General features: G+C 64.6%; 20 protein-coding genes and 1 other annotated feature. Of the genes, 17 read left to right on the forward strand and 3 right to left on the reverse strand.

Annotated features, from left to right (window positions below):
• Positions 1–955 precede the first annotated feature (955 nt).
• The 6 genes from ACZO3G_RS08805 to ACZO3G_RS08830 all read left to right on the forward strand — a co-directional run bounded on the left by ACZO3G_RS08805 (position 956) and on the right by ACZO3G_RS08830 (position 6,204).
• Complete coding sequence (locus ACZO3G_RS08805) at positions 956–1,699, forward strand: DUF554 domain-containing protein (protein ID WP_101552414.1); 744 nt, start codon at positions 956–958, stop codon at positions 1,697–1,699.
• 223 nt (positions 1,700–1,922) lie between these two features.
• Positions 1,923–2,186 (forward strand): HPr family phosphocarrier protein, encoded by a 264-nt coding sequence (locus ACZO3G_RS08810; protein ID WP_101552412.1) that lies wholly within the window; start codon positions 1,923–1,925, stop codon positions 2,184–2,186.
• Positions 2,187–2,283: 97 nt separating this feature from the next.
• The gene (gene uvrC, locus ACZO3G_RS08815) at positions 2,284–4,119 is read left to right on the forward strand and encodes an excinuclease ABC subunit UvrC (RefSeq protein WP_276873587.1); all 1,836 of its coding nucleotides are present in this window, start codon (positions 2,284–2,286) and stop codon (positions 4,117–4,119) included.
• Between the two features lie 542 nt (positions 4,120–4,661).
• Positions 4,662–5,210 carry a 16S rRNA (guanine(966)-N(2))-methyltransferase RsmD gene (gene rsmD / locus ACZO3G_RS08820; protein WP_121587371.1) on the forward strand — a complete coding sequence of 183 codons (549 nt, stop codon included), beginning with the start codon at positions 4,662–4,664 and terminating at the stop codon, positions 5,208–5,210.
• Positions 5,211–5,213: 3 nt separating this feature from the next.
• Entirely contained in the window at positions 5,214–5,726 is a 513-nt protein-coding gene (coaD, locus tag ACZO3G_RS08825) for a pantetheine-phosphate adenylyltransferase (protein ID WP_486847070.1), read from the forward strand.
• A gap of 22 nt (positions 5,727–5,748) precedes the next feature.
• The gene (locus ACZO3G_RS08830; protein WP_101552404.1) at positions 5,749–6,204 is read left to right on the forward strand and encodes an ATPase; all 456 of its coding nucleotides are present in this window, start codon (positions 5,749–5,751) and stop codon (positions 6,202–6,204) included.
• 54 nt (positions 6,205–6,258) lie between these two features.
• Here the strand turns inward: ACZO3G_RS08830 and ACZO3G_RS08835 are convergent, their stop codons facing one another.
• From ACZO3G_RS08835 to ACZO3G_RS08845, 3 genes are all read right to left on the reverse strand, one after another.
• Positions 6,259–6,738, reverse strand: a complete 480-nt coding sequence (locus tag ACZO3G_RS08835) for a VOC family protein (protein WP_276873578.1) — start codon at positions 6,736–6,738, stop codon at positions 6,259–6,261.
• Positions 6,735–7,013: a DUF3795 domain-containing protein gene (locus ACZO3G_RS08840; protein ID WP_276873574.1), complete on the reverse strand. Its 279-nt coding sequence runs from the start codon at positions 7,011–7,013 to the stop codon at positions 6,735–6,737. Before ACZO3G_RS08840 ends, ACZO3G_RS08835 begins: the two co-directional genes overlap by 4 nt.
• A 184-nt stretch (positions 7,014–7,197) precedes the next feature.
• Positions 7,198–8,019 carry a helix-turn-helix transcriptional regulator gene (locus tag ACZO3G_RS08845; protein ID WP_277138734.1) on the reverse strand — a complete coding sequence of 274 codons (822 nt, stop codon included), beginning with the start codon at positions 8,017–8,019 and terminating at the stop codon, positions 7,198–7,200.
• Between the two features lie 184 nt (positions 8,020–8,203).
• On the opposite strand from ACZO3G_RS08845, the gene recA reads away from it, so the two are divergent.
• The 11 genes from recA to ACZO3G_RS08900 all read left to right on the forward strand — a co-directional run bounded on the left by recA (position 8,204) and on the right by ACZO3G_RS08900 (position 21,483).
• Positions 8,204–9,358, forward strand: a complete 1,155-nt coding sequence (recA, locus tag ACZO3G_RS08850; RefSeq protein ID WP_276873569.1) for a recombinase RecA — start codon at positions 8,204–8,206, stop codon at positions 9,356–9,358.
• Complete coding sequence (locus ACZO3G_RS08855) at positions 9,355–9,972, forward strand: regulatory protein RecX (protein WP_276873566.1); 618 nt, start codon at positions 9,355–9,357, stop codon at positions 9,970–9,972. The genes recA and ACZO3G_RS08855 overlap by 4 nt, the downstream gene beginning before the upstream one ends.
• A gap of 855 nt (positions 9,973–10,827) precedes the next feature.
• The gene (rimO, locus tag ACZO3G_RS08860) at positions 10,828–12,150 is read left to right on the forward strand and encodes a 30S ribosomal protein S12 methylthiotransferase RimO (protein WP_276874825.1); all 1,323 of its coding nucleotides are present in this window, start codon (positions 10,828–10,830) and stop codon (positions 12,148–12,150) included.
• Between the two features lies 1 nt (position 12,151).
• Positions 12,152–12,730 carry a CDP-diacylglycerol--glycerol-3-phosphate 3-phosphatidyltransferase gene (gene pgsA / locus ACZO3G_RS08865; RefSeq protein ID WP_121587733.1) on the forward strand — a complete coding sequence of 193 codons (579 nt, stop codon included), beginning with the start codon at positions 12,152–12,154 and terminating at the stop codon, positions 12,728–12,730.
• Positions 12,731–12,779: 49 nt separating this feature from the next.
• Positions 12,780–13,004, forward strand: a binding site (T-box leader).
• A gap of 77 nt (positions 13,005–13,081) precedes the next feature.
• A complete protein-coding gene (gene epsC / locus ACZO3G_RS08870) occupies positions 13,082–13,762 on the forward strand; it encodes a serine O-acetyltransferase EpsC (protein ID WP_277138685.1) in 681 nt (226 codons plus the stop codon).
• Positions 13,763–13,949: 187 nt separating this feature from the next.
• Entirely contained in the window at positions 13,950–15,347 is a 1,398-nt protein-coding gene (cysS, locus tag ACZO3G_RS08875; RefSeq protein ID WP_276874933.1) for a cysteine--tRNA ligase, read from the forward strand.
• Between the two features lie 869 nt (positions 15,348–16,216).
• Complete coding sequence (locus tag ACZO3G_RS08880; protein WP_276874034.1) at positions 16,217–16,438, forward strand: helix-turn-helix domain-containing protein; 222 nt, start codon at positions 16,217–16,219, stop codon at positions 16,436–16,438.
• Positions 16,435–18,462 (forward strand): ComEC/Rec2 family competence protein, encoded by a 2,028-nt coding sequence (locus ACZO3G_RS08885; RefSeq protein ID WP_276874037.1) that lies wholly within the window; start codon positions 16,435–16,437, stop codon positions 18,460–18,462. The genes ACZO3G_RS08880 and ACZO3G_RS08885 overlap by 4 nt, the downstream gene beginning before the upstream one ends.
• Before the next feature lie 18 nt (positions 18,463–18,480).
• Entirely contained in the window at positions 18,481–19,521 is a 1,041-nt protein-coding gene (gene holA, locus ACZO3G_RS08890) for a DNA polymerase III subunit delta (RefSeq protein ID WP_276874040.1), read from the forward strand.
• The gene (locus tag ACZO3G_RS08895) at positions 19,518–20,114 is read left to right on the forward strand and encodes a ribonuclease M5 (RefSeq protein ID WP_276874042.1); all 597 of its coding nucleotides are present in this window, start codon (positions 19,518–19,520) and stop codon (positions 20,112–20,114) included. The genes holA and ACZO3G_RS08895 overlap by 4 nt, the downstream gene beginning before the upstream one ends.
• Before the next feature lie 34 nt (positions 20,115–20,148).
• Complete coding sequence (locus ACZO3G_RS08900) at positions 20,149–21,483, forward strand: MBOAT family O-acyltransferase (RefSeq protein ID WP_276874046.1); 1,335 nt, start codon at positions 20,149–20,151, stop codon at positions 21,481–21,483.
• Positions 21,484–21,499: the final 16 nt, after the last annotated feature.

Below are 21,499 nucleotides of genomic sequence, written 5' to 3' on the forward strand. Positions count from 1 at the left end.
CGGAAGAAGGGCGCTCAAGGGGACTTCCGCCAGTCCCCTTGAGAAACCTCCGGGAGTACCTTGCTATAACCCGCAGACTACCGCCGCTCCCCACGGGTACACCAGCTGAAGGCTCAATTCAGGTTGCGGGCGCACCCAACGACCGAAGCCGGATGGCTCGCCATAATCCGCGGCGGAAAACAACGCCCGTTCCGGGCGTTCGCGCGCCCTGCGCGCGTGCGCGGCGAAGCCGCGCAGTTTTCCGCCTCCCCGTGGACGCTGCGCGCCACGCAAAAGCGGCCGTGCCTCCCCCAAGCGCATTTCCGGTACGGCTCCGGAGGCTCGCCGGCAGAGGCATTGCGCCCGCGGCGCGGCGGCGGGCAGGATGCTGTACACCCGTCCGCTCATCCGTGGCGGGGGCGCCGCCGACTTTGGCCGAAGGCCAACCGGAGGCGGCGCGGGGGTCAAGGGGGCATAGCCCCTTGCGGCTTCTTTCCCCCATTTCTTGTCCGTACAAGAAATGGGGCCGCCCGCCGGGGCGGAACCCGGCAATCCCCGCCGCCGAAGGCGGCACCTATAAAGCACCCCGAAGGGGCGCGAACAAAAGCCCTCCGCCCGCCGGGCGGAAAAGTCTGAAAGATCGCCGTCGGTCGACCACCGACAAGCTCCGCCGCTCGATGAGCGGAAAATCTAAGCCCACCCCGGGGCGGGACCCGGCAATCCCCGCCGCCGAAGGCGGTACCTATAAAGCGCCCCGAAGGGGCGCGAACAAAAGACCCCCGCCCGCTGGGCGGAAAAGTCTGAAAGATCGCCGTCGGTCGACCACCGACAAACTCCGCCGCTCGGTGAGCGGCAAATCCAAAGCGGCCGCCGGTGGAAACCGACGAACCGCGCCGCATTCTGAGCGTCAAAACCGAATTCGCGGGGAACCCCGCGCAAACACGGCACATACAATGACAGAAACGAGGCAGAATAGATGGGAACGATAGTCAACGCAATTTCAGTGATCGTGGGCGGCATGATCGGCCTGCTGATCCGCCGCGGCCTCCCCAAAAAGGTGGAGGAGACGGCGATGAAGCTGCTGGGGCTGGCGGTCTTTCTCGTGGGGATCGAAGGGGTCATCACCTCGATGGTCACGGTGGGCGCCGACGGCAAGCTGTCCGCCGACGGGTCGCTCCTGCTGATCGCCAGCATGGTGATCGGCGGGGTGCTCGGGGAACTGTGCGACATCGACGCGGCGCTCGTGCGCGGCGGGAAGGCGATCGAGGCAAAGTTCGGCAGAGAGGGCTTCGCAAAGGGATTCATCAACGCGTCGCTCATCTTCTGTATCGGCGCGATGGCGATTATCGGCGCGCTCAACGACGGCCTCACCGGCGACCCGAGCGTCCTGTTCATCAAATCCGCGCTCGACTTCATCTGTTCGATCATCCTCGGTTCCACACTGGGCTTCGGCGTGGTGTTTGCGTTCATCCCGGTGCTTGCCTACCAGGGCGCGATCACGCTGCTTGCCGGGGTGCTCGCGCCGATCGTCTCCGGCCCGATGCTCAACGCCATCTGCATGGTGGGTTATACAATCGTCATGTGCATCGGCATCAATTTTCTGGAGTTCACAAACATCCGCACCGCCAACCTGCTGCCCGCCCTGCTTGTGCCGGTGGTCTACACGCTGGCCCAGCCGCATGTTGCGCGCTTTTTCGACCAGGTTCGGCAGATGTTTTGAAACCCGGCCGATCTTTCCGGGTATCTTGCTATAATTGTTGAAAACTTTATAGCAAAGTTGCACAATTCCGTAGGAGCGGTAAAGCGGCCGAACTGGGAAAGAAACAGAAAATCCCTGCGATTGGCAAAAGTGGGACAAAAAGCGTTGACGCTTTGGCGCAATGCGCTTATAATAGTAACAACTAATTCAACGCCACATACTTGAGAAATAGGAGAGTATTGAAATGTTTGTGAAAGAAGTCGCCGTTCAGAATCAGGTCGGTTTGCACGCCCGCCCCGCAACATTCTTTATTCAGAAGGCCAACGAGTATAAATCCTCCATCTGGGTTGAGAAGGAGGAGCGCCGCGTCAACGCCAAGAGCCTGCTCGGCGTTCTTTCCCTCGGCATCGTCGGCGGCACCACCATCCGCATCATCGCGGACGGTTCCGACGAGCAGGCCGCCGTTGAGGGGCTTGTCAAGCTGGTCGAGTCCGGCTTCACCGAGTAATCGCACCCACCTGCTGAAAATGCACCGCTCAGAAGCCTGACGGTGCATTTTTTCATTTTATCGGCAAACAATTCCTATTGCGGGAAGGAGGGCTCCCTTGGATAACCCGCGTCTGCCATACCTCGCCGAAAAGGCGCACAAGCTGCCGTTGCGGCCGGGCGTGTACATCATGAAGAACCGCGCGGGCGACATCATCTATATCGGCAAGGCCAAGGCGCTCAAAAACCGCGTGAGCAGCTATTTCCGCGCGGTGGAAAAGCATCTGCCCAAGGTCTACCAGATGGTGAGCCACGTCCACGACTTCGACTATATCGTCACCGACAGCGAATTCGAGGCGCTCGTGCTCGAGTGCAGCATGATCAAGCTGCATTCCCCCAAATATAACATCCTGCTCAAGGACGACAAGGGCTACAGCTACATCAAGGTCTCGAAGGAGCCCTACCCGCGCATCCGGCACGTCTTCCAGCGGGAGGACGACGGCGCGACCTATATCGGGCCGTACATCTCCTCCTTCGTCGTCAACGAGACGGTCGACGAGGTGAACCGCGCCTTCCTGCTGCCCACCTGCACCCGCAGGTTCCCGCAGGAGTTCGGCAAGGGACGCCCCTGCCTCAACTTCCATATCAAGCAGTGCATGGGAGTCTGCCGGGGGCGGGTTTCGCAGGAGGAGTACGCGGAGGTCCTCGAGCAGGCGCTCGAATACATCCGGGGCGGCGGCGCCCAGTCGGTGGAGCTGCTGACCCGGCGGATGAACGAGTGCGCCGAAAAGATGCAGTTCGAGAAGGCCGCGCAGCTGCGCGACCGCATCAAGGCGATCAGCCGGATCAGCGAGTCGCAGAAGGTGGTCTTTTCCAAGGTTGCCAACCAGGACATCATCGCGCTCGCGCGCAGCGAGCAGGACACCTGCGCCGTGGTGCTCAAATTCCGCGGGGAGCGGCTGGTGGACAAGCAGGATTTCCTGCTCGGCGCGGTGGACGACCTCGACGGCGCGCGGCTGGAATTCCTGCTGCGCTACTACACCACCCGCGAGGACATCCCCAAGCGGGTCCAGCTCGACGGGGAGATCGAGGACGTCGACATCGCCGCGCAGCTGCTCTCCGAGCAGGCGGGCCACCGGGTGGAGATCCGGGTGCCCCAGCGGGGCGAGCAGCAGAAGCTCGTGGAAATGGCGCGGGCGAACGCCGCCGAACGGCTGTCGCAGAAGGCGGAGCGCACCGGCCGGGAGGTCGCGGCGCTCGACGAGCTGGCGCGGCTGCTGGGGCTTTCAAAGCCGCCCGCCTACATCGAGGCCTACGACATCTCCAACATCGGCTCGGACACGGTGGTGGGCGGCATGGTCGTCTTTGAGAACGGGCGGCCCAAACGCGCCTGCTACCGCAAGTTTACGATCAAGACGGTGCAGGGCACCGACGACTACGCGAGCATGTCGGAGGTGCTTTCCCGGCGGTTCGGCCGCTATTTCGACGAAACACAGAAGGACGAGGCGTTCGACCGGATGCCCGACCTCATCCTGCTCGACGGCGGAAAGGGGCACGTCTCTACGATCGTGCCGCTGCTCGCCTCGATGGGGGTTTCGGCGCCCGTCTTCGGCATGGTCAAGGACGACCGGCACCGCACCCGCGCGATCGCCGAGTCGGGCGGCGAGATCGCGATCAATTCCCACCGCAGCGCCTTTACCCTCGTGTCGACGATCCAGGACGAGGTGCACCGTTTTTCCATCACCTTTTCCCGTGCGCGGCACCAGAAGTCGGCGTTTGAATCCACCCTCACCCAGTGCGAGGGGATCGGCGAAAAACGCGCGGCGGAGATCTTCCGGCACTTCAAGACGATCAAGGCCATCCGCGCCGCGACCCCGGACCAGCTCGCGGAGGTCAAGGGGGTCTCCAAACCCGCCGCGCGGAAGCTCTACGACTTCCTGCACGCCGAAGATTGACAAACCGCGCAAAACCCCGTATCATGACCAAAGGGAACTTTCGAGAAGGTTCCCTTTGGAAACCCTCAAAGCGTTTGGTTCAGGCTTCACACTCTGCGCCGGGATGATCCGCCGCCCGTGCCTGAAGCGCGGGGTACGGCGAAGGAAGATCTCTTTGGAAACCTCAAAGCGTTTGGTTCAGGCTTCACATTCCGCGCCGGGATGATCCGCCGCCCGTGCCTGAAGCGCGGGGTACGGCGAAGGAAGATCCCTTTGGAAACCCTCAAAGCGTTTGGTTCAGGGTTCACACCCCGCGCCGGAATGATCCGCCGCCCGTGCCTAAAGCGCGGGGTACGGCGAAGGAAGTTCCCTTTGGAAGCCCTCAAAGCGTTTGGTTCAGGCTTCACACTCCGCGCCGGGATGATCCGCCGCCCGTGCGGCGGGGAGGCCGCCGCTTTGCCTCACGGGTAGAGGCGGCGGGGGCGGCGGAGGGCTAATTGATAAAAGTTTTCGGGGTCCAGGGGGACTTTTTCAAAAGTCCCCCTGGCAGGAAGGGAATCGATATGAGAGTAATTACCGGAACGGCACGCGGCACGCGGCTGGAAGCCCCGGAGGGGCTTGCGACGCGGCCGACGTCCGATATGGCCAAGGAGGCCATGTTCAGCATCCTGCATTTCGAGCTTGCGGAGGCGGTCGTGCTCGACCTCTTCGCGGGGAGCGGGCAGCTCGGCATCGAGGCGCTGTCGCGCGGGGCGAAGCAGTGCGTCTTTGTCGACCGGGAGCGCGCGGCGCAGGAGGTCATCCGCCGCAACCTTGCGGCGGCCAAGCTTGCCGACCGCGCGCGGGTGGCCGCGATGGAGGCGCAGAGCTTCCTGCTCGGCGCCAGGGAACGGTTCGATATCGCCCTGCTCGACCCGCCCTACGGTGAAAACCTCATCCCCGCGGTGCTGCCGAAGCTCGCGGGACTCATGAAGGACACGGGCGTCATCGTCTGCGAGACGGAAAAGAACGAGGAGCTGCCGGAGGCGGCGGGGGAATTCCTGCTGCACCGGACCTACCGATACGGCAAGGCGAAGATCACGACCTACAGAAAACGACAGGAAGAGGAATGACGAATGGAAAGACTGGCGATCTGCCCCGGGAGCTTTGACCCGATCACCAAGGGACATGAGGAGATCATCCGGCGGGCGGCGAGCCTCTTCGACCGGGTGATCGTGGTGGTGAGCGCCAACCCCGACAAGAACCCGATCTTTTCCCTCGACGAGCGGGTGCGTCTCATCCACGCGGTCTGCGTGGACATGCCCAACGTGGAAGTTGACAAGTTCAGCGGTTTACTGATAGACTATGTTCGTAGGAAGTCCGCGGTCGCCATCGTCAAGGGCCTGCGGGCGGTATCCGACTTTGATTATGAGTTCCAGATGGCGCTGACCAACCGCAAGCTGATGCCCCAGACGGAGACGGTGTTTCTCACGCCGAGCAGCGACAACATGTACCTGAGCTCGAGCATGGTGCGGCAGATTGCCCGCTTCGGCGGCGACGTGAGCAGCTTTGTCCCCTCCATCATCCTGGATACGGTGGTCGAGCGGCTCAAAATCAAATTTCCCGAAACCGAAACAGCTGACGAATAACCGATAAAGGAGTGGATTCCGAATGAATATCGATGAAATTCTGGACGTGATCGACGAACTGCTCGACCGTTCCTGGAGCCTGCCGCTTTCGGGCGGCCGGTGCGTGGTGGACGCCGACAAGGTGCGCGACCTGATCGACGATATCCGCCTGAATATCCCGGCGGAGATCAAGCAGGCCAAGGCGATCGTCTCCGACCGCACCGACATCATCGAAAACGCCAAGAAAGAGGCGGAGCAGATCGTACGCAAGGCGGAGGACCGCGCCCGCACCCTCATCGCGCAGGAGGAGGTCAGCAAGGCGGCGCAGGCCAAGGCGTCGGAAATCCTCTCCCAGGCGCAGCTCAAATCCCGCGAGATCCGTCAGGCGGCGCAGGAGTTTTCCGACAACTGCCTGCTCAAGACCGAGGAGGTCCTCGTCAAATCCCTCACCGAGATCAAGGCGACCCGGCAGGCGTTCCGCAACGCCACCAGCCGGTGATTTCAGATGCAAAAGAGGCCCGGACGCAGCGCGTCCGGGCCTCTTTTTTCGCCGCTATTCCCCAATCGCCTTCTGAATTTTCAGGACGATCTCGAGCGGGAACATGGTGCGTTCCGCCACCTGCTCGGGGCGCATCCCCTGCTTCAAAAAGCGCGCGGCGACGTGGTCCATCGGCTCGCCGACCTCGATGATGTGCCGGTCGGGGTCGTAAAAACATACGCACCGCTGCCCCCAGTTGTGCTCGTGGCAGGGCAGGATGTATTCGATGCCGGGCCATGCCGCGAGCTTTTCGAGGAACCGGTCAAATTCCGGCTCCTCAAAATAGAGCTCCGCGTCGTTGCCGCCGTAGCGGGTCGGAAACCGCTCGGGGTCCAGCCCGCAGATCTCCTGATACTTCACCTGGATGGAGAACCCGCCGTCGAAGGTCACGTTCTCCCCGTAGTCGAGCACGAGCTTCTGCCCGAACAGGCCGGTGTAAAACCGTTTGGATGCCTCCATGTCCCGGACACAGAGCATCGGTCCGCAAAATTTCATGATACCGCCTCCTTTTCAGCGTCGCGCCAGCAGCGGCACTGTTCGATCCGTTTTCCGTCGTCCCCCTGGCCGGGGTCGTAGGCAAAGCCGGTGAGCAGCGCGCAGGGGAATTCCCCGCAGGTCCCGCAATGCTCCAGCTCCTTTGCCTCACAGCAGGATTTCACCGGGCACGCGTCGCCCCAGAAGGGCTTTTCGATCGCCGTGCAGCCCTTGCAGCCCATCGGCTCCCGGTAATTGCAGGCGCTGCACAGCAGCCCGCATCTCGATTCAATCATGGTTTCAGCCTCCCTCGTATGGTACCGCCCGACCGCGCCGTGACCAAAACGGCAGAGCCGTTTTGTTAGGCCGCAAAGCGGCCCCGCCCGCCCTGCGGCGGGCGGTCACGGCGCGGGGCCGGCGGGCCCGTGCGCCCCGGGAGGGGCGCCGCGGCACGCCGGCGGGGTTTGCGAAAAGCATACTTCAAAATTTAAAAATTTCATTGTAAAAAGCGGACAGGTTCTGCAGGTAGGCGCCCGGGGCGACCCCGCAGATATGCGAAAAATCGTGGATAAAATGGGACTGGTCGTAAAAGCCGGCCTCCTGCGCCAGCGCGGCGAGAGAACCGGAGCCCTGCCGCAGCAGCCGGATGGCGCCGTTGACCCGCACCAGCCGCGCAAAGGTCTTGACATTCATGCCGACCGTCTCCCCGAAGAGGCGGTTGAGGTGTCGCTGACTGTAGCCGCTCTCGGCGGCCAGCTCTCCGACGGGCAGCATCCCCGACGACTCCCGCAGGCGCTGCATCGCGCCCCGCACCGCGCCGGGCAGGGCACGTCCGGAAAACCGGGCGAGCAGCAGACGGTCGGTTTCCTCCGCGAGAGCATCCGCGTCCGCCGCGCGGCCGGCGGCGGCTTCGAGGGCGGCGGCCAGCGCCGCGTCCGCCTCGCCCAGCGTGAACCGGCGGTCGCGCAGCTCCTCCTGCGGGATGCCGGTCAGGGCGCCCAGCGCGCCGGGCAGGAACTCGATGAAGAAGCGCACGGGCGACTCGTTGAAATCCCGCCGCACGACGGCGACTCCGGTGGTCGCGCCCCACGCAAGGGCGCGGGCCTCTCCGTCGAGCGATAGGAGGATACAGCCGCTCGCGTCGGGGATGAGGGCGAGGGTCCCGTCCTCCGGCAGGCCGGACGGGAAGGTGAAGGTGTAGTGCGCCACCCAGGGGCGGAGCAGGGGGTGGGGCGCGAGGTAGAGGTGGTTTTGCGCGCGTGCGATCGCCCGCGCGCTGCAAAGTGAAAATACCCGTTCCATCGCCCGTCCCCTCTCAAAAGCAGTATCTCCATCATACCCGGAACGGGCGGAAAAGTCCACAGGAAAATAAGAACAAATGTTCTAATTGTACTTGCTTTTTGGCCTGCGGTCGTGTATAATGCGAATAGTGAATATCCGCGCGGCCGTCCGCCGCGCGACGATTTTTGATGGCGGAGGCAGGGCTATGGCGGATAAAAAAATGGGGCCTGTGAGCGAGCGCAGGCAGAACATCTCTGCGGAGGACCGGCAGAAGGCGCTTGAGACCGCGCTTGGGCAGATTGAAAAGCAGTTTGGCCGCGGCGCGGTCATGAAGCTCGGGCAGGACAGCACCCTCAACGTGGAGGCGATCCCGACCGGGTCGCTCTCGCTGGACATCGCGCTCGGCATCGGCGGCGTTCCCCGCGGGCGTATCATTGAAATTTACGGGCCGGAGAGCTCCGGCAAGACGACCGTCGCGCTGCACGTCGTCGCGCAGGCGCAGAAGATGGGCGGCGAAGCGGTCTTCATCGACGTCGAGCACGCGCTCGACCCTGTTTACGCGCAGGCGCTCGGGGTGGACATCGATTCGCTGCTCGTCTCCCAGCCGGATACTGGCGAGCAGGCGCTCGAGATCGCGGAGGCGCTCGTGCGTTCAGGCGCGATCGACGTGGTCGTCGTCGACTCGGTGGCCGCGATGGTCACCAAGGCGGAGATCGAAGGGGAGATGGGCGACAGCCACGTCGGCCTGCAGGCCCGCCTCATGAGCCAGGCGCTGCGCAAGCTGACCGGCGCTATCGGCAAGTCCAACTGCGTGGTCATCTTTATCAACCAGCTGCGCGAGAAGATCGGCGTCATGTACGGCAACCCCGAGACGACGCCGGGCGGCCGCGCGCTCAAATTCTACGCGTCGGTGCGCCTCGACGTGCGCCGCATCGAGGCGCTCAAAAGCGGCACCGAGATCATCGGCAACCGCACCCGCGTCAAGGTGGTCAAGAATAAGGTCGCGCCTCCCTTCCGCGAGGCGGAGTTCGATATCATGTACGGCACCGGCATTTCCCAGGAGGGCGAGGTGCTCGACCTGGCGAATAAGCTGGACATCGTGGTCCGCGGCGGCTCGTGGTTCAACTACGGCGACATCCGCCTCGGACAGGGCCGCGACAACGCGAAGGAATATCTCAAGGCCAATCCCGAGCTCATGGCGGAGATTGAGGCAAAGGTGCGCGAGAACGCGGATAAGTTGTTGAAATCCCCGCGCGCGGCCGGCGGCAAAAAGCCGGTGAAGGTCGGGGCCGCCCCTGTGGAAGCGCCCGCCGCGCCCGCCACGCGCGTCAACATCGACGTGGAGACGGATGACGAATGAAGCTGACCGCCGTCAGAATGACAAAACGGGGACGCGTCGCCCTCTATGGGGACGATGAGTTCCTGCTCAGTATGCACCCCGACGTCTTTGCGGCGTCGGGGCTTTCGGTCGGTTCGGAGGTCGACGGGGAGCGCCTTGCCGGGCTCGCCGCCGAGGCGGAGCTCAAAAAAGCCAAGGAACGCGCCTTTTCGATGCTGTCCGGCCGGGAATACACCTCCAGCCAGCTTCGGGACCGCCTCGCCCGCCATGTGGACCCCGAGGCCGCGGGACAGGCGGTCGAGCGGATGGAGGAGCTGGGCCTTGTGGACGACGACGGCTATGCCGAACGGTACGCGCGGGAACTCAGCGAACGCAAACACTGCGGCCTGCTGCGCATCCGCCAGGAGCTGCGGCAGAAGGGCCTTTCCGCCGAGCAGATCGAGTGGGCGGTTTCGCTGCTCGACGCCGACCCGCAGGAACAGATGTTAGAGGTGCTTGAAAAGAAATATTCCGCCGCACCGGAAGACGAGGCGGTCAAGCGCCGCGCCTACAACGCCCTTTTGCGGCTGGGCCACCGTCCCTCCGACGTGCGCCGGGCGCTCGCCCGCTTCTGTGGGGCCACTGAGGAGTTTTAGATTTGCCGCTCAGTGAGCGGTGGAGCTTGTCGGTGGCCGACCGACGGCAGGCTTAGATTTGCCGCTCAGTGAGCGGTGTAGCTTGCCGGGTCCCGCCCCGGCAGGCGGCCCTATTTCTTGGCCGCCCAAGAAATAGGGGAAAGAAACCGCAGGGGGCTGCGCCCCCTTGACCCCCGCGCCGCCTCCGGTTGGCCTTCGGCCAAAGTCGGCGGCGCCCTGCCACGGATCAATGGGCGGGTGTACAACAACCCGCCCGCCGCCGCGCCGCGGGCGCAATGCCTCTGCCGGCGAGTCCCCGGAACCGTACCGGAAGTGCTTTCGGGGAGGCACGGCCGCTTTTGCGTGGCGTGCAGCGCCCACGGGGAGGCGGAAAACTGCGCGGCTTCGCCGCGCACGCGCGCAGAGCGCGCGAACGCCCGGAACGGGCGTTGTTTTCCGCCGCGGGTCCCCGGCGAGCCATCCGGTGTGCGTTGTTGGGTGCGTCCGCAACCTGAATTGAGCTTTCAGCTAGTGTACCCGTGGGGAGCGGCGGTAGTCTGCGGGTACTGGCAAGGTACTCCCGGGGGTTTCTCAAGGTGACTGGCGGAAGTCCCCTTGAGCGCCCTTCTTCCGCCGACTTCTTGGGCGCGCAAGAAGTCGGCCCGCTCGCCGGGGCGGGTCCCGGCAATCTATGCCGCCGCAGGCGGCTCCCCTAAAGCGCCCCGGAGGGGCGCGAAAAAGGCCGTCCGTCCGCAGGGCGGAAAATCGAAAACCGCCGCCGGGGCGGGCCCCGGCAATCCCCGCAAAATCCGCGCCGCTTTATGAGCGGCAGCCCAAAAAGCCTCCGCCGCGCAGGCGGCGGAAAAGGAGAAGATCATGGCAGTCAAAGTTGGAATGGTATCCCTCGGATGTTCAAAGAACCAGGTGGACGCGGAACTGATGCTCGCGCTGATCGTGCAGGGCGGGTACGAGCTTTGCGCCGACGCGCAGGCGTGCGACGTGGTGATTATCAACACCTGCGGGTTCATCGAGGACGCGAAGCGGGAGAGCATCGAGACGATCCTCGAGTTCGCGCAGATGAAGGAAGCGGGGAAGATTAAGGCGGTCGTCGTGACCGGATGCCTGGCCGAGCGGTACCGCGAGCAGGTGGCGATGGAGATCCCCGAGGCGGACGTGGTGCTCGGCATCGGGCGCAACGCGGAGATTATCCGGGCGATCGAGGACGCGCTCGCGGGCAAAAGGACGGTCGCCTTCGGGGAGAAGGACGCCCTGCCGCTCGAAGGGGAGCGTATCCTTGCCAACGAACCCTTTTACGCCTATCTCAAGGTGGCGGACGGGTGCGACAACCGCTGTTCCTACTGCGCCATCCCGCTTATCCGCGGGGATTTCCGCAGCCGCCCGATGGAAAAGATCGTGGAGGAAGCAAAACGGCTTGCCGCGCGAGGCGTGACTGAACTGAACGTTGTGGCGCAGGACACCACGCGGTACGGCGAGGACCTCTACGGCCGGCTGGCACTGCCCGAGCTGCTCGAGGAGCTCTGCAAAATCGACGGGGTCCGGTGGGTGCGCATCCTCTACTGCTATCCCGACCGGATCACCGACCGCCTGCTCGACGTGATGGCGCGGGAGGAGAAGATCGTCAAATACATGGACGTGCCCATCCAGCATGTGAGCGGCCGGATTTTAAAGCTCATGAACCGGCGCGGCGGCGCGGAGAGCCTTGCGGCGCTGATGGAAAAGATCCGCTTGAAGGTGCCGGGGGTGGTGCTGCGCACGACGCTGATCACCGGATTCCCGACCGAGACGGAGGAGGAGTTTACCGAGCTGTGCGAATTTATCCGTGCGGTACACTTCGAGCGGCTCGGCTGTTTTGCCTATTCCGCCGAGGAGGACACGCCCGCGGGGGAGATGGACGGGCAGATCGACGAAGAGGTCAAAAGACGGCGCGCGCAGGTTGTCATGGAGCAGCAATATGATATAATGGAGGAAGTGAACCGCGCGCAGCTGGGCAAGACGCTGACGGTGGCGGTCGAGGGACGCGAGGGAAAGCTGTGGTACGGCCGCAGCTATATGGACGCGCCCGACATCGACACAAAGGTCTTTTTCACGAGCGGGCGCAAACACCTGCCGGGCGACTACGTCGAGGTCATGATCGACGGGGTCGAGCAGTATGATTTAAAGGGAAGGGCTCTGGACTGATATGAACCTGCCAAATAAACTCACCGTCCTGCGCATGGCACTGATTCCGGTGTTTCTGGTCTTCCTGCTGGCGGACGGGATTCCGCACGCCTATCTGTTCGCGGCGGTCGTTTTTGCCGCCGCCTCCTTCACCGACTATCTCGACGGGCACATCGCCCGCCGGGACGGGCTCGTCACCAATTTCGGCAAGCTCATGGACCCGCTCGCGGATAAGCTGCTCGTCTTTTCGGCGCTCATCTGCTTCATCCCCAAGGGCCGCGCGTCCGCGCTCGCGGTGTTTATCATCCTCGCGCGGGAACTGCTCGTCACCTCGGTGCGCCTCATCGCCGCCGAACAGGGACGCGTCATCGCCGCCGATATCTGGGGCAAGCTGAAGACCGTCTTCCAAATCATCTGGGTGCTCTATACCCTGCTGGCCATGTGGGTCACGTGGAGCCTGCTGCCTCCGTCGCCCGAGTCCTATTCGGTATGGTTTTTCATCGGGGACGTGGTGCTCCAGGCGGTCGTCGTGCTGCTGACCGTCCTTTCGGGGGTCAACTACGTGTGGAAAAACCGCGACCTGCTCTCCGACGTGAAATAACCCCTTGCAAGTTTCACACAAATATGGTATGGTTTGCATATAGTAGATCAATACTGCGTTGACCGGGAGAAGTACCCGCAACACCCCGCGACAGAGAGAACGCGCCGTCGGCTGCAAGCGCGTTTCGCGGCAGGCTGCGTGGGAAATGCGCCCGCGAGCACGCGGCCTGAACGGGGCTTTCCCAATTAGGGCTGCGCGTATCCCGCGTTAAGGGAAAAGGGTGTCAGCCCTGAGCGAGAAATCGAAGTGGAACCGCGGAATATCCGCCTTCGTTTGGCCAAGTGCCGGACGGGGCGGTTTTTATTTTGCATCTACGGATTCATAACAGCCTTTCTGGGAGGTATGATAAGGATGTTTGACGCGATTAAAAAGGATGTCCGGGCCGTCAGGGAACGCGATCCGGCGGCGCGCAACAGCTTTGAGGTGCTGCTGCTTTCGAGCGGTTTGCACGCCATCATGATGCACCGCCCCGCGCACTGGCTCTATGAGCACAAGGCCTATCTGCCGGCGCGCTTTCTCAGCCAGTTTTCCCGGCTTCTGACCGGCATCGAGATACACCCCGGCGCGAAGATCGGCCAGGGAGTCCTGATCGACCATGGTATGGGGGTCGTCATCGGCGAGACCGCCGAGGTCGGCGACGGCTGCACGATCTACCAGGGGGTCACCTTGGGCGGCACGGGCAAGGACAAGGGCAAACGCCATCCGACGCTCGGCAAAAATGTGACGGTCGGCTGCGGCGCCAAGATTCTGGGGCCGTTCAAGGTCGGCGACGGCGCGAAGGTCGCGGCCAACGCCGTGCTGCTCGAATCGATCCCGCCCGCCTCCACGGCGGTGGGCGTTCCGGCGCGCATCGCGCGGGTGGGCGGCCGCAAGCCCAACACCCTCGACCATGTCCACCTGCCCGACCCGGTCGCGCAGGAGATCTGCAAGCTGCAATTCGAGCTTGACCGGCTCGAAAAGCGCATCCGCGAGCTCGAAAAGGAACAGGCGGCGGCCCCGGCGGACGACCGGGTGCGCGTCCCGCAGGAATAGACGGGTTCTTCCGCCAGCGACGGCCGCGGAGGCGCCGCACGGCCGGGCGGCGGGCCCGCCGCGCGGTGCGCGGCGTTCGGCTCCCCGAAGGGGAGCCGCCGGCGCCGTCCGAAGGACGGCGCGGCCCGCCGCCTCATGCGCGCCCCGCGTCCCCACCTCAACAACACGGAAAAGGAGAGCAGAAAAGATGAAGATTTACAATACGTTGACGCGCCGCAAGGAGGAGTTCGTGCCCCTTGAGCCGGGGAAGGTGAAGATGTATGCCTGCGGGCCGACCGTCTATAACTTCATCCACATCGGCAACGCGCGGCCGATCTGCGTGTTTGACACGCTGCGCCGCTATCTCGAATACCGGGGCTATGACGTGACCTTCGTGCAGAACTTCACCGATATCGACGACAAGCTCATCAACAAGGCCAACGAGGAGGGCGTGACCGTCCGGGAGGTGGCCGAGCGGTATATCGGCGAATACCTGACCGACACCGAGGGGCTGGGCATCCGTCCCGCGGACATCCACCCGCGCGCGACCGAGAACATCGATACGATCATTGGAATGGTCAAGACGCTTGTGGACCGTGGGTATGCCTATGAACGGGACGGCAGCGTCTATTTCCGTTCGCGTAAATTTGGCGAGTACGGCAAGCTCTCCCACCAGCCGCTGGAGGATCTGGAGGCGGGCGCGCGCATCGACGTGAGCGACGTCAAGGAGGACCCGCTCGACTTTGTGCTGTGGAAGGCGGCCAAGCCGGGCGAACCGAGCTGGACTTCGCCGTGGGGCGAGGGCCGTCCTGGCTGGCATATCGAGTGCAGCGCGATGATCCGCAGACACCTGGGGGACACGATCGACATCCACTGCGGCGGCCAGGACCTCATCTTTCCGCATCACGAAAACGAGATCGCCCAGAGCGAGTGCTGCACAGGGACAACCTACGTCCGCTACTGGATGCACAATGGCTATATCAACGTCGACAACCGTAAGATGAGCAAGTCGCTCGGCAACTTCTTCACCGTGCGGGAGGTCGCGGATAAATTCGGCTATGAGCCGATCAAATTCATGATGCTCCAGGCGCACTACCGCAGCCCGATCAACTATTCGCTCGAGGTGATCGAGCAGTGCCAGTCGGCGCTTTCCCGCCTGCACAACTGCCGAGACGGACTGGACTTCGCGCTGAAAAACGCCTGCGACGCCCCGACCGAGGGGGAGGACGCCTTCCGCGCGCAGGCGGACGCGCGTGTGGCGCAGTTCGTCGAGGCGATGGACGACGACCTCAACACCGCCGACGGCATCGCGGCCCTCTTCGAGCTTGCGCGCGACTGCAACACCTTCTTTGGGAACAACACCCGCTCGAAGGGGATCGTTGAATACGCGATCCAGAAGTTTGACGAGCTGTGCGGCGTGCTCGGCCTGCTCTATGGCCGCGGGGCGGACGACCTCGACGCCGAGGTCGAAGCCCTGATCACCGAACGCCAGGCGGCCCGCAAGGCGAAGGATTTCGCCCGGGCGGACGCCATCCGCGACCAGCTCACCGCCATGGGCATCCTGCTCAAGGACACGCCGCAGGGTGTCCAGTGGAGCAGGAAGTAGGTGCCGCTCGGGGAGCGGCGGAGGTTGTCGGTGGTCGACCGACGGCGGTCCTTAGGCATACCGCTCAGTGAGCGGTATAGTTTGCCGGGTCCCGCCCCGGGGTGGTTTTAGATATTCCGCCCGGGGGTCGGAGGGCCTGTCGGTAGTCGACCGACAGCGAGTTCCTTTCTTGCTTGCCCAAGAAAGGAACCAAAGAAGGGCACGAGGGGCTGCGCCCCCTTGACCCCCGCGCCGCCTCCGGTTGGCCTTCGGCCAAAGTCGGCGGCGCCCTGCCACGGATCAATGGGCAGGTGTGCAGCATCCCGCCCGCCGCCGCGCCGCGGGCGCAATGCCTCTGCCGGCGAGCCCCCGGAACCGTACCGGGGGTGCTTCCGGGGAGGCACGGCCGTTTTTGCGTGGCGCGCAGCGCCCACGGGGAGGCGGAAAACTGCGCGGCTTCGCCGCGCACGCGCGCAGGGCGCGCGAACGCCCGGAACGGGCGTTGTTTTCCGCCGTGCATCCCCGGCGAGTCTTCCGACAGCAGGATTGTTGGGTGCAGCGGCACCAGCCTTCTACCCGCGGCTGAGTGGACGTGAGCGGAGGGGGGATCCTCAAGGGGGGCGAGCTTTGCGCCCGGTCTTCTTCAAGTGAGCCCCCCTTGAGCACCCTTCTTTCGTCCATTTCTTGGGCGAACAAGAAATGGACCCGCCCGCCGGGGCGGGACCCGGCAATTTCTGCCGCCGAAGGCGGCTCCCCTTAGCCCTCCAAAGGAGGGCGATAAAAGCCCCTCCGCCCCCCGGGCGGAAGGCGATTACGATTCGTTATGAGTAAAACGCATAAAACTGCGCCTTTGGCTAGCATCGTGCTATCATACTAGCGAGGTGATCGCCATGTGCTATCCAAGGCTGCGCGCGTTGCGGGAGGAATCCGGTTTGGGACAGGCAGAGACTGCAAGGATACTGGGCATTGACCGGCGGACCTATGTGCGCTACGAGGAAAAAACGCGGCGCATCCCTTTGCGGATTGCGGTGAAGTTCGCCGCCTTTTATGGCGTGACGATCGACTATCTGGTGGGGCGCAGCGACAGGCGCGCATCCGCCCCGCAGGGATGAACAGGGCGTTCCATATCGGCGGGCTCGTGTGGTTCGCCGCCGTTCTTGCGGCCGGGACGTTCGGCTGGGACCCGCTTATCTGCGCGGGGATCGGGGCCGCTGTCTTTGCCGCGCTGCTCCTGAAAGGCAGGCTGCCGCTGTGGACCTATTCCGCGGCGGCGGCCTTTTGCGCCTGTATGCTCTCGCTGGCGGTTTATCACGCGCTGGCCGTGGAGCCCGCCGCGCGCTGGGAGGGGACGCGGCGGGTGCGTGCGGTGGTGACCGACCGCGCGGATTACGGCAGCTACGCCCGGCTGTCCCTCACGGCGGACCGCGAGGGGATGCCCGCGGGCCTTTCGGGCGCGCGGATTCAGGTGAGCGCGCCCGCCGCGCTTGCGGTTGCCCCCGGCGATGTGGTAGAATGGGAGTTAAAGCTGGAGGTCCCCGAAGCGGAACGGGAACGCCTTTGGGCGGACGGCTTCCGCTTCCGGGGGACGGTCTCCGGCGCGCCCGCCGTTGTGGGGGAGCGGCCCGGCGGCCTGCGGGTGGCGCTCGCGGAATACCGCGCGGGCATCCGCCAAAATATCCTGCACGAGCTTCCCAACGAATACGGCGAGCTGCTCGCCGCGCTCGTGACGGGCCGTACCGAGGGGCTTTCCCCCGAACTGCGTTACGACTATTCCCGCGCGGGGATTTCCCACCTGCTGGCGGTGTCCGGCCTGCACCTTTCCGTTTTCGTCGCGCTCATCGACGCGCTGCTTGCCGCCTGCTTCCTCTCGCGGCGGCAGCGGGGCATCGCGGAGATCGCGGCCGTCCTCTTCCTCATGGGCCTCACCGGTTTTTCCCATTCGGTCGTGCGCGCGGGCGTCATGCTGATCGTCTGCCGCGCCGCGCTGCTTTGCGGCCGCGATTCCGACACGCTCAATTCCCTCGGGTTTGCCGTCGTTCTGATGCTGCTCTGCAACCCCTACGCCGCGTTCAGCACGGGGCTTCAGCTCTCCTACCTCGCCACAATGGGCATCGCCGCCGCATCCGGCCCGATGGCCGGATGGTTTTCCAAACGCCTGTGCGGGGTCGGCGGCTTCACGCTCGAGGAGACCCGCCCGAAGGCTTACGCGCTCCTCTCGATGCTGTCCGCGACCCTCTGCGCCCAGCTGTTTACCGCGCCGGTGCTCTGCTGGCGGTTCGGCCAGATATCCCTTGTGTCGCCGCTCGTCAACCTGATCGTCGCGCCCGCGGTTCCCTTCGCCCTCGCGGGCGGGCTGCTCTGCGGGTTCGCGGGGTTCCTCCCCGTGCTTGCGGTCCCGGCGCGGTTCTTCGGGCTTGTGGGCGGCGTGTCCGTCCGCGCGATCACCGAGACGGCCCAGTGGTGGTCACGGTTCCGGTTTGCAGCCCTGCCGCTTCGCAGCGACTGGCTCGTGCTGTGGATGGGCGCCTGCCTGCTGGGCGGCGCGGTCCTGGCCGCGCTGCGGGTGAAGCCGGCCGTCAGGCGGCAGGCCGCCGCGCTGTCGGCGCTGGCGCTCACGGCGGGCGCGTTTTCCCAGTCGCTGGCGTGGGGGAACACGATGGAGATCGCCCTGCCGGAAAACGGCTCTGCGGTCGCCGTGGCCTATCATGGACAGGGCGCGCTGATCGGCGTTCCCGATTCCCTCTACGAGGCGCGGAACCTGCGCGCCTTCTTCCGCGACCACGGGGTGGAGCGGATCGACCTGCTGGCCGCGCGCCGGGAGGCGGACCTGCGTTCCAACCCCGCGCTGCTCCTTTTGGGGGAGGTGCCCGCCGACGCCGCCTTTGGGCTGGACGGGACCTACGGGTTTTCGGCGGAGCTGTTCGGGTGCGCGGGGCTTGCCGCCGAGGGGCGGGACGCGGAGACCCTGCGGCTCGAGGCGGGGAACCTGCGCATCGTCAAGGAGTTCACCCAGTCCCCGCAGGAGGCGGATCTGCTCGTCAACGCGAAAAACGAGCTGGTCGCCGCGCCCGGCGTGGCGGTCAAAACGAACGACCGGTATTTCGGCAGCGTGGTGGTCACGCTGCGGATTCCATAGAAGAAAGGGGGGCGCGCCGTGCGCTTCCAGATGGAGAGCGATTTTGCCAAGCACGTCAAGGGCCCCGAGCTCGAGCGGGTCTACCTGCTCCACGGCACCCAGCCCTACCTGATTGCGAACTATGAAAAGCTGCTCGTCAAAAAGGCGCTGGGCGGGGAGTTCAACGACTTCAACCTCCACCGCTTCGAGGGGGACAGCCTCGATTTGCAGGCGTTTTACGACGCGGTGGAGTCGCTGCCCTTCTTTTCGGAGGGGCGGTGCGTGACCCTCGACCTCGACCCGGACAAGCTGGACGCCGGGCAGCTCGACGAGCTGTGCGGGGTGCTGGCGGACCCGCCGCGCACGACGACGGTGGTCATCACCGTCAAGAACCCGCCCGCTAAAAGGGAGAAGCTCGCCAAGCTCGTGAAGGCGTGCGACGGCGCGGGCTGCGTCGTCGAGCTGGGCAGCCGCAGGAGCAGCGACACGCTGCGCTTTTTGCGTGACCGCGCGCAGAAAAACGGCTGCGAGCTGGAAAGCGCGGTGGCCTCCTACATGGTCGAGCGGTGCACCGACGACTTGCAGTTGCTCGCCACCGAGCTCGACAAGCTGTGCGCCTACGTGGGCGGGGGCAGGATCGAGCGCGCGGACGTCGACGCGGTCGTGACGACGGTTTTGCAGGCGAAGGTGTTCGACCTCTCCAAAGCGATCCTGCGGGGGCGGTTCGACGCGGCGATGGAGCTGGTCGACCAGCTCATCTACCTGCGGGAGCCCGCGGGTAAGGTGCTGGCGGTGCTGTCGGGGGCGTTCTGCGACCTCTACCGCGGCTTTGCGGCGCGGCAGGCGAACGTCCCGGCGGAGCGCGCGGCGGCGGAGCTCGGCTATGCCAAAAACCGCACCTTCGCGATCAAGAACGCGATGAGCGACAGCGGCGGCTATACGGCCGGGCAGCTCGGGAAGATGCTGACGCTGCTCGCCGACGCGGACATGCGCCTCAAGAGCACGGGCGGGGACGACCGGGTCGTGCTTGAGGAAACGATCACCAAACTATTTTTACTGACGGGGAAGCGAGCGGGATGATCAAATTAAAGCAGGCGGTGATCGTCGAGGGAAAATACGATAAGGCGAAGCTCTCGTCGCTCGTCGACGCGACGATCGTGACGACCGACGGGTTCGACGTCTTCCGCGACAGGGAAAAGCTCGCCTACATCCGCGCGCTCGCGGAGAAAAACGGCGTGATCATCCTGACCGACTCCGACGCGGCGGGCTTCCGCATCCGCGCGCACATCGCCGGCGCGGTCGACCCCGAAAAGATCATCCATGTGTATATTCCGGACATCTTCGGCAAGGAGCGGCGCAAGGCGCAGCCCTCCGCCGAGGGCAAGCTCGGGGTGGAGGGGATGCCCGCCGGGGTGCTGCTCGACGCGCTGCGGCGCGCGGGCGTGGCCGTGGAGGGGCAGGACGCCCCCGCCCCGGCAAAGCGCGCCGCGCCCGTCACCAAGGCGGATCTCGTCGAGTGGGGGCTGTCCGGCGGGCCGGACAGCGCCGGCAGGCGCCGCCGTGTGCTCGCCGCGCTCGGCCTGCCCGCGCGCATGAACGCCAACGCGATGCTTTCGGCAATCAACGCCCTCTACACCCGCGGGGAGTTCCTCGCCTTCCTGGAGACCCACTGACCCCGCCCAAACCAACGAAAGGGGGTGCGCGGACGTGCATCTCGACAGCCTCTCCTTCGTCTACCTGTTCCTGCCGCTGACGATCGCCGTCTGCCTCATCAGCCCCATGCGCTGGCGTCCGGCGGTCCTGCTCGCCTTTTCCGCCCTCTTTTACTGGTGGCTCGAGGGGGAGAACCTCCTGCTGCTCGCGGGCATCGTCCTCTTCGACTACCTGATGGGCCGCCTGCTTGAACGCGCCTCCAAGATGCCCCGCCTGCGCCGGGGAATCATGATCTGCTCGGCGGTCAAAAGCGTGGCGATCTTCCTGCTCTACGGGGCGCTCGGCCCGGTCTGGGGCGCGCATTTCCCGCTCGGGCTCGGAGTGGTGGCGCTCACCTCCTGCGGCTATGTGATCGACTGCTATTTCGGCTACACCTACGCCGAGCGCAACCTGCCCGCGCTCGCGCTGATGAACCTCTTCTTCCCCCGGCTCTACGCCGGGCCGCTCGTCTATCACAACAAGCTCATGCCCCAGGTCAAGGGGATGCGCATGACGCTGGAGCGGGCGGGGGAGGGCGGCAGGCTCTTCCTCGTCGGCCTCGGCAAAAAGGTGATCATCGGGGACGCGGTCTACGAGCTCTACAGCTCGCTGCGCGGGATGCCCGCCCTCAATATGACGGCGCTTTCGGTGTGGACGATGGTGGTGACGCTCGCCTTCTCGGTCTATTTCATCTTTTCCGGTTACTGCGACATGGCCAAGGGGATCGGGCTGGTCTTCGGCGTGGAGCTGCCCGACAACTTCCACTACCCCTACCAGGCGACGAGCGTCAACGACTTTTTCGCCCGCTTCAACATCACCGTCAACCGCTACATCCGCCGCTATGTCTACATCAACCTCGGCGGCGCGCAGGGCAGCGTGATTTCCGGCGTGTTCAACATCCTGCTCGTCACCATCCTGATGGGGCTGTGGTTCGGCATCAGTTTAAACCTTTTACTTTGGGGCGTCTATTTCGCGGCGTTCGTCATCTTTGAGCGCTATTTCCTCAGCCGCTATATGGACGGGATCCCCACCCTCTTCCGGTGGCTCTATACCACTCTCGTCGTGCTCGTCTCCTTCGCGTTCTTTTCGGGCGGCACGCCGGGGCAGTCGCTCGGGTTCCTCAAAATGATGTTCGGCGTGGGGGGCTTCGCCACCCTCGAGAGCAGCAAGAGCGTGCTCTACCTGCTCGCCTCCCACTACCTCGTGCTCATCCTGGCGGCGGTGTCCTCGACGGGGCTGGTCGGCTGGTTCGCGGGCCTGTGGAAGAAGCACCTGCCGCGCACCTACGGCGTCGCCTCGGCGGTCTTTACCGCCGCGCTGCTGGTCGTGACGACCGCCTACCTGCTGTAGCGGGAGGCAAAAATTC

Source organism: Anaerotruncus sp. (genome assembly GCF_057433415.1).

Bases quoted from the DNA above. Each gene is read 5' to 3' on its own strand.
- ACZO3G_RS08880 (WP_276874034.1), top strand. From the start codon at position 16,217: ATGTGCTATCCAAGGCTGCGCGCGTTGCGGGAGGAATCCGGTTTGGGA.
- ACZO3G_RS08840 (WP_276873574.1), bottom strand. From the start codon at position 7,013: ATGATTGAATCGAGATGCGGGCTGCTGTGCAGCGCCTGCAATTACCGG.
- pgsA (WP_121587733.1), top strand. From the start codon at position 12,152: ATGAACCTGCCAAATAAACTCACCGTCCTGCGCATGGCACTGATTCCG.
- recA (WP_276873569.1), top strand. From the start codon at position 8,204: ATGGCGGATAAAAAAATGGGGCCTGTGAGCGAGCGCAGGCAGAACATC.
- epsC (WP_277138685.1), top strand. From the start codon at position 13,082: ATGTTTGACGCGATTAAAAAGGATGTCCGGGCCGTCAGGGAACGCGAT.
- ACZO3G_RS08855 (WP_276873566.1), top strand. From the start codon at position 9,355: ATGAAGCTGACCGCCGTCAGAATGACAAAACGGGGACGCGTCGCCCTC.
- ACZO3G_RS08845 (WP_277138734.1), bottom strand. From the start codon at position 8,019: ATGGAACGGGTATTTTCACTTTGCAGCGCGCGGGCGATCGCACGCGCG.
- ACZO3G_RS08810 (WP_101552412.1), top strand. From the start codon at position 1,923: ATGTTTGTGAAAGAAGTCGCCGTTCAGAATCAGGTCGGTTTGCACGCC.
- ACZO3G_RS08830 (WP_101552404.1), top strand. From the start codon at position 5,749: ATGAATATCGATGAAATTCTGGACGTGATCGACGAACTGCTCGACCGT.
- rsmD (WP_121587371.1), top strand. From the start codon at position 4,662: ATGAGAGTAATTACCGGAACGGCACGCGGCACGCGGCTGGAAGCCCCG.
- rimO (WP_276874825.1), top strand. From the start codon at position 10,828: ATGGCAGTCAAAGTTGGAATGGTATCCCTCGGATGTTCAAAGAACCAG.
- ACZO3G_RS08885 (WP_276874037.1), top strand. From the start codon at position 16,435: ATGAACAGGGCGTTCCATATCGGCGGGCTCGTGTGGTTCGCCGCCGTT.
- ACZO3G_RS08835 (WP_276873578.1), bottom strand. From the start codon at position 6,738: ATGAAATTTTGCGGACCGATGCTCTGTGTCCGGGACATGGAGGCATCC.
- ACZO3G_RS08805 (WP_101552414.1), top strand. From the start codon at position 956: ATGGGAACGATAGTCAACGCAATTTCAGTGATCGTGGGCGGCATGATC.
- cysS (WP_276874933.1), top strand. From the start codon at position 13,950: ATGAAGATTTACAATACGTTGACGCGCCGCAAGGAGGAGTTCGTGCCC.
- coaD (WP_486847070.1), top strand. From the start codon at position 5,214: ATGGAAAGACTGGCGATCTGCCCCGGGAGCTTTGACCCGATCACCAAG.
- ACZO3G_RS08895 (WP_276874042.1), top strand. From the start codon at position 19,518: ATGATCAAATTAAAGCAGGCGGTGATCGTCGAGGGAAAATACGATAAG.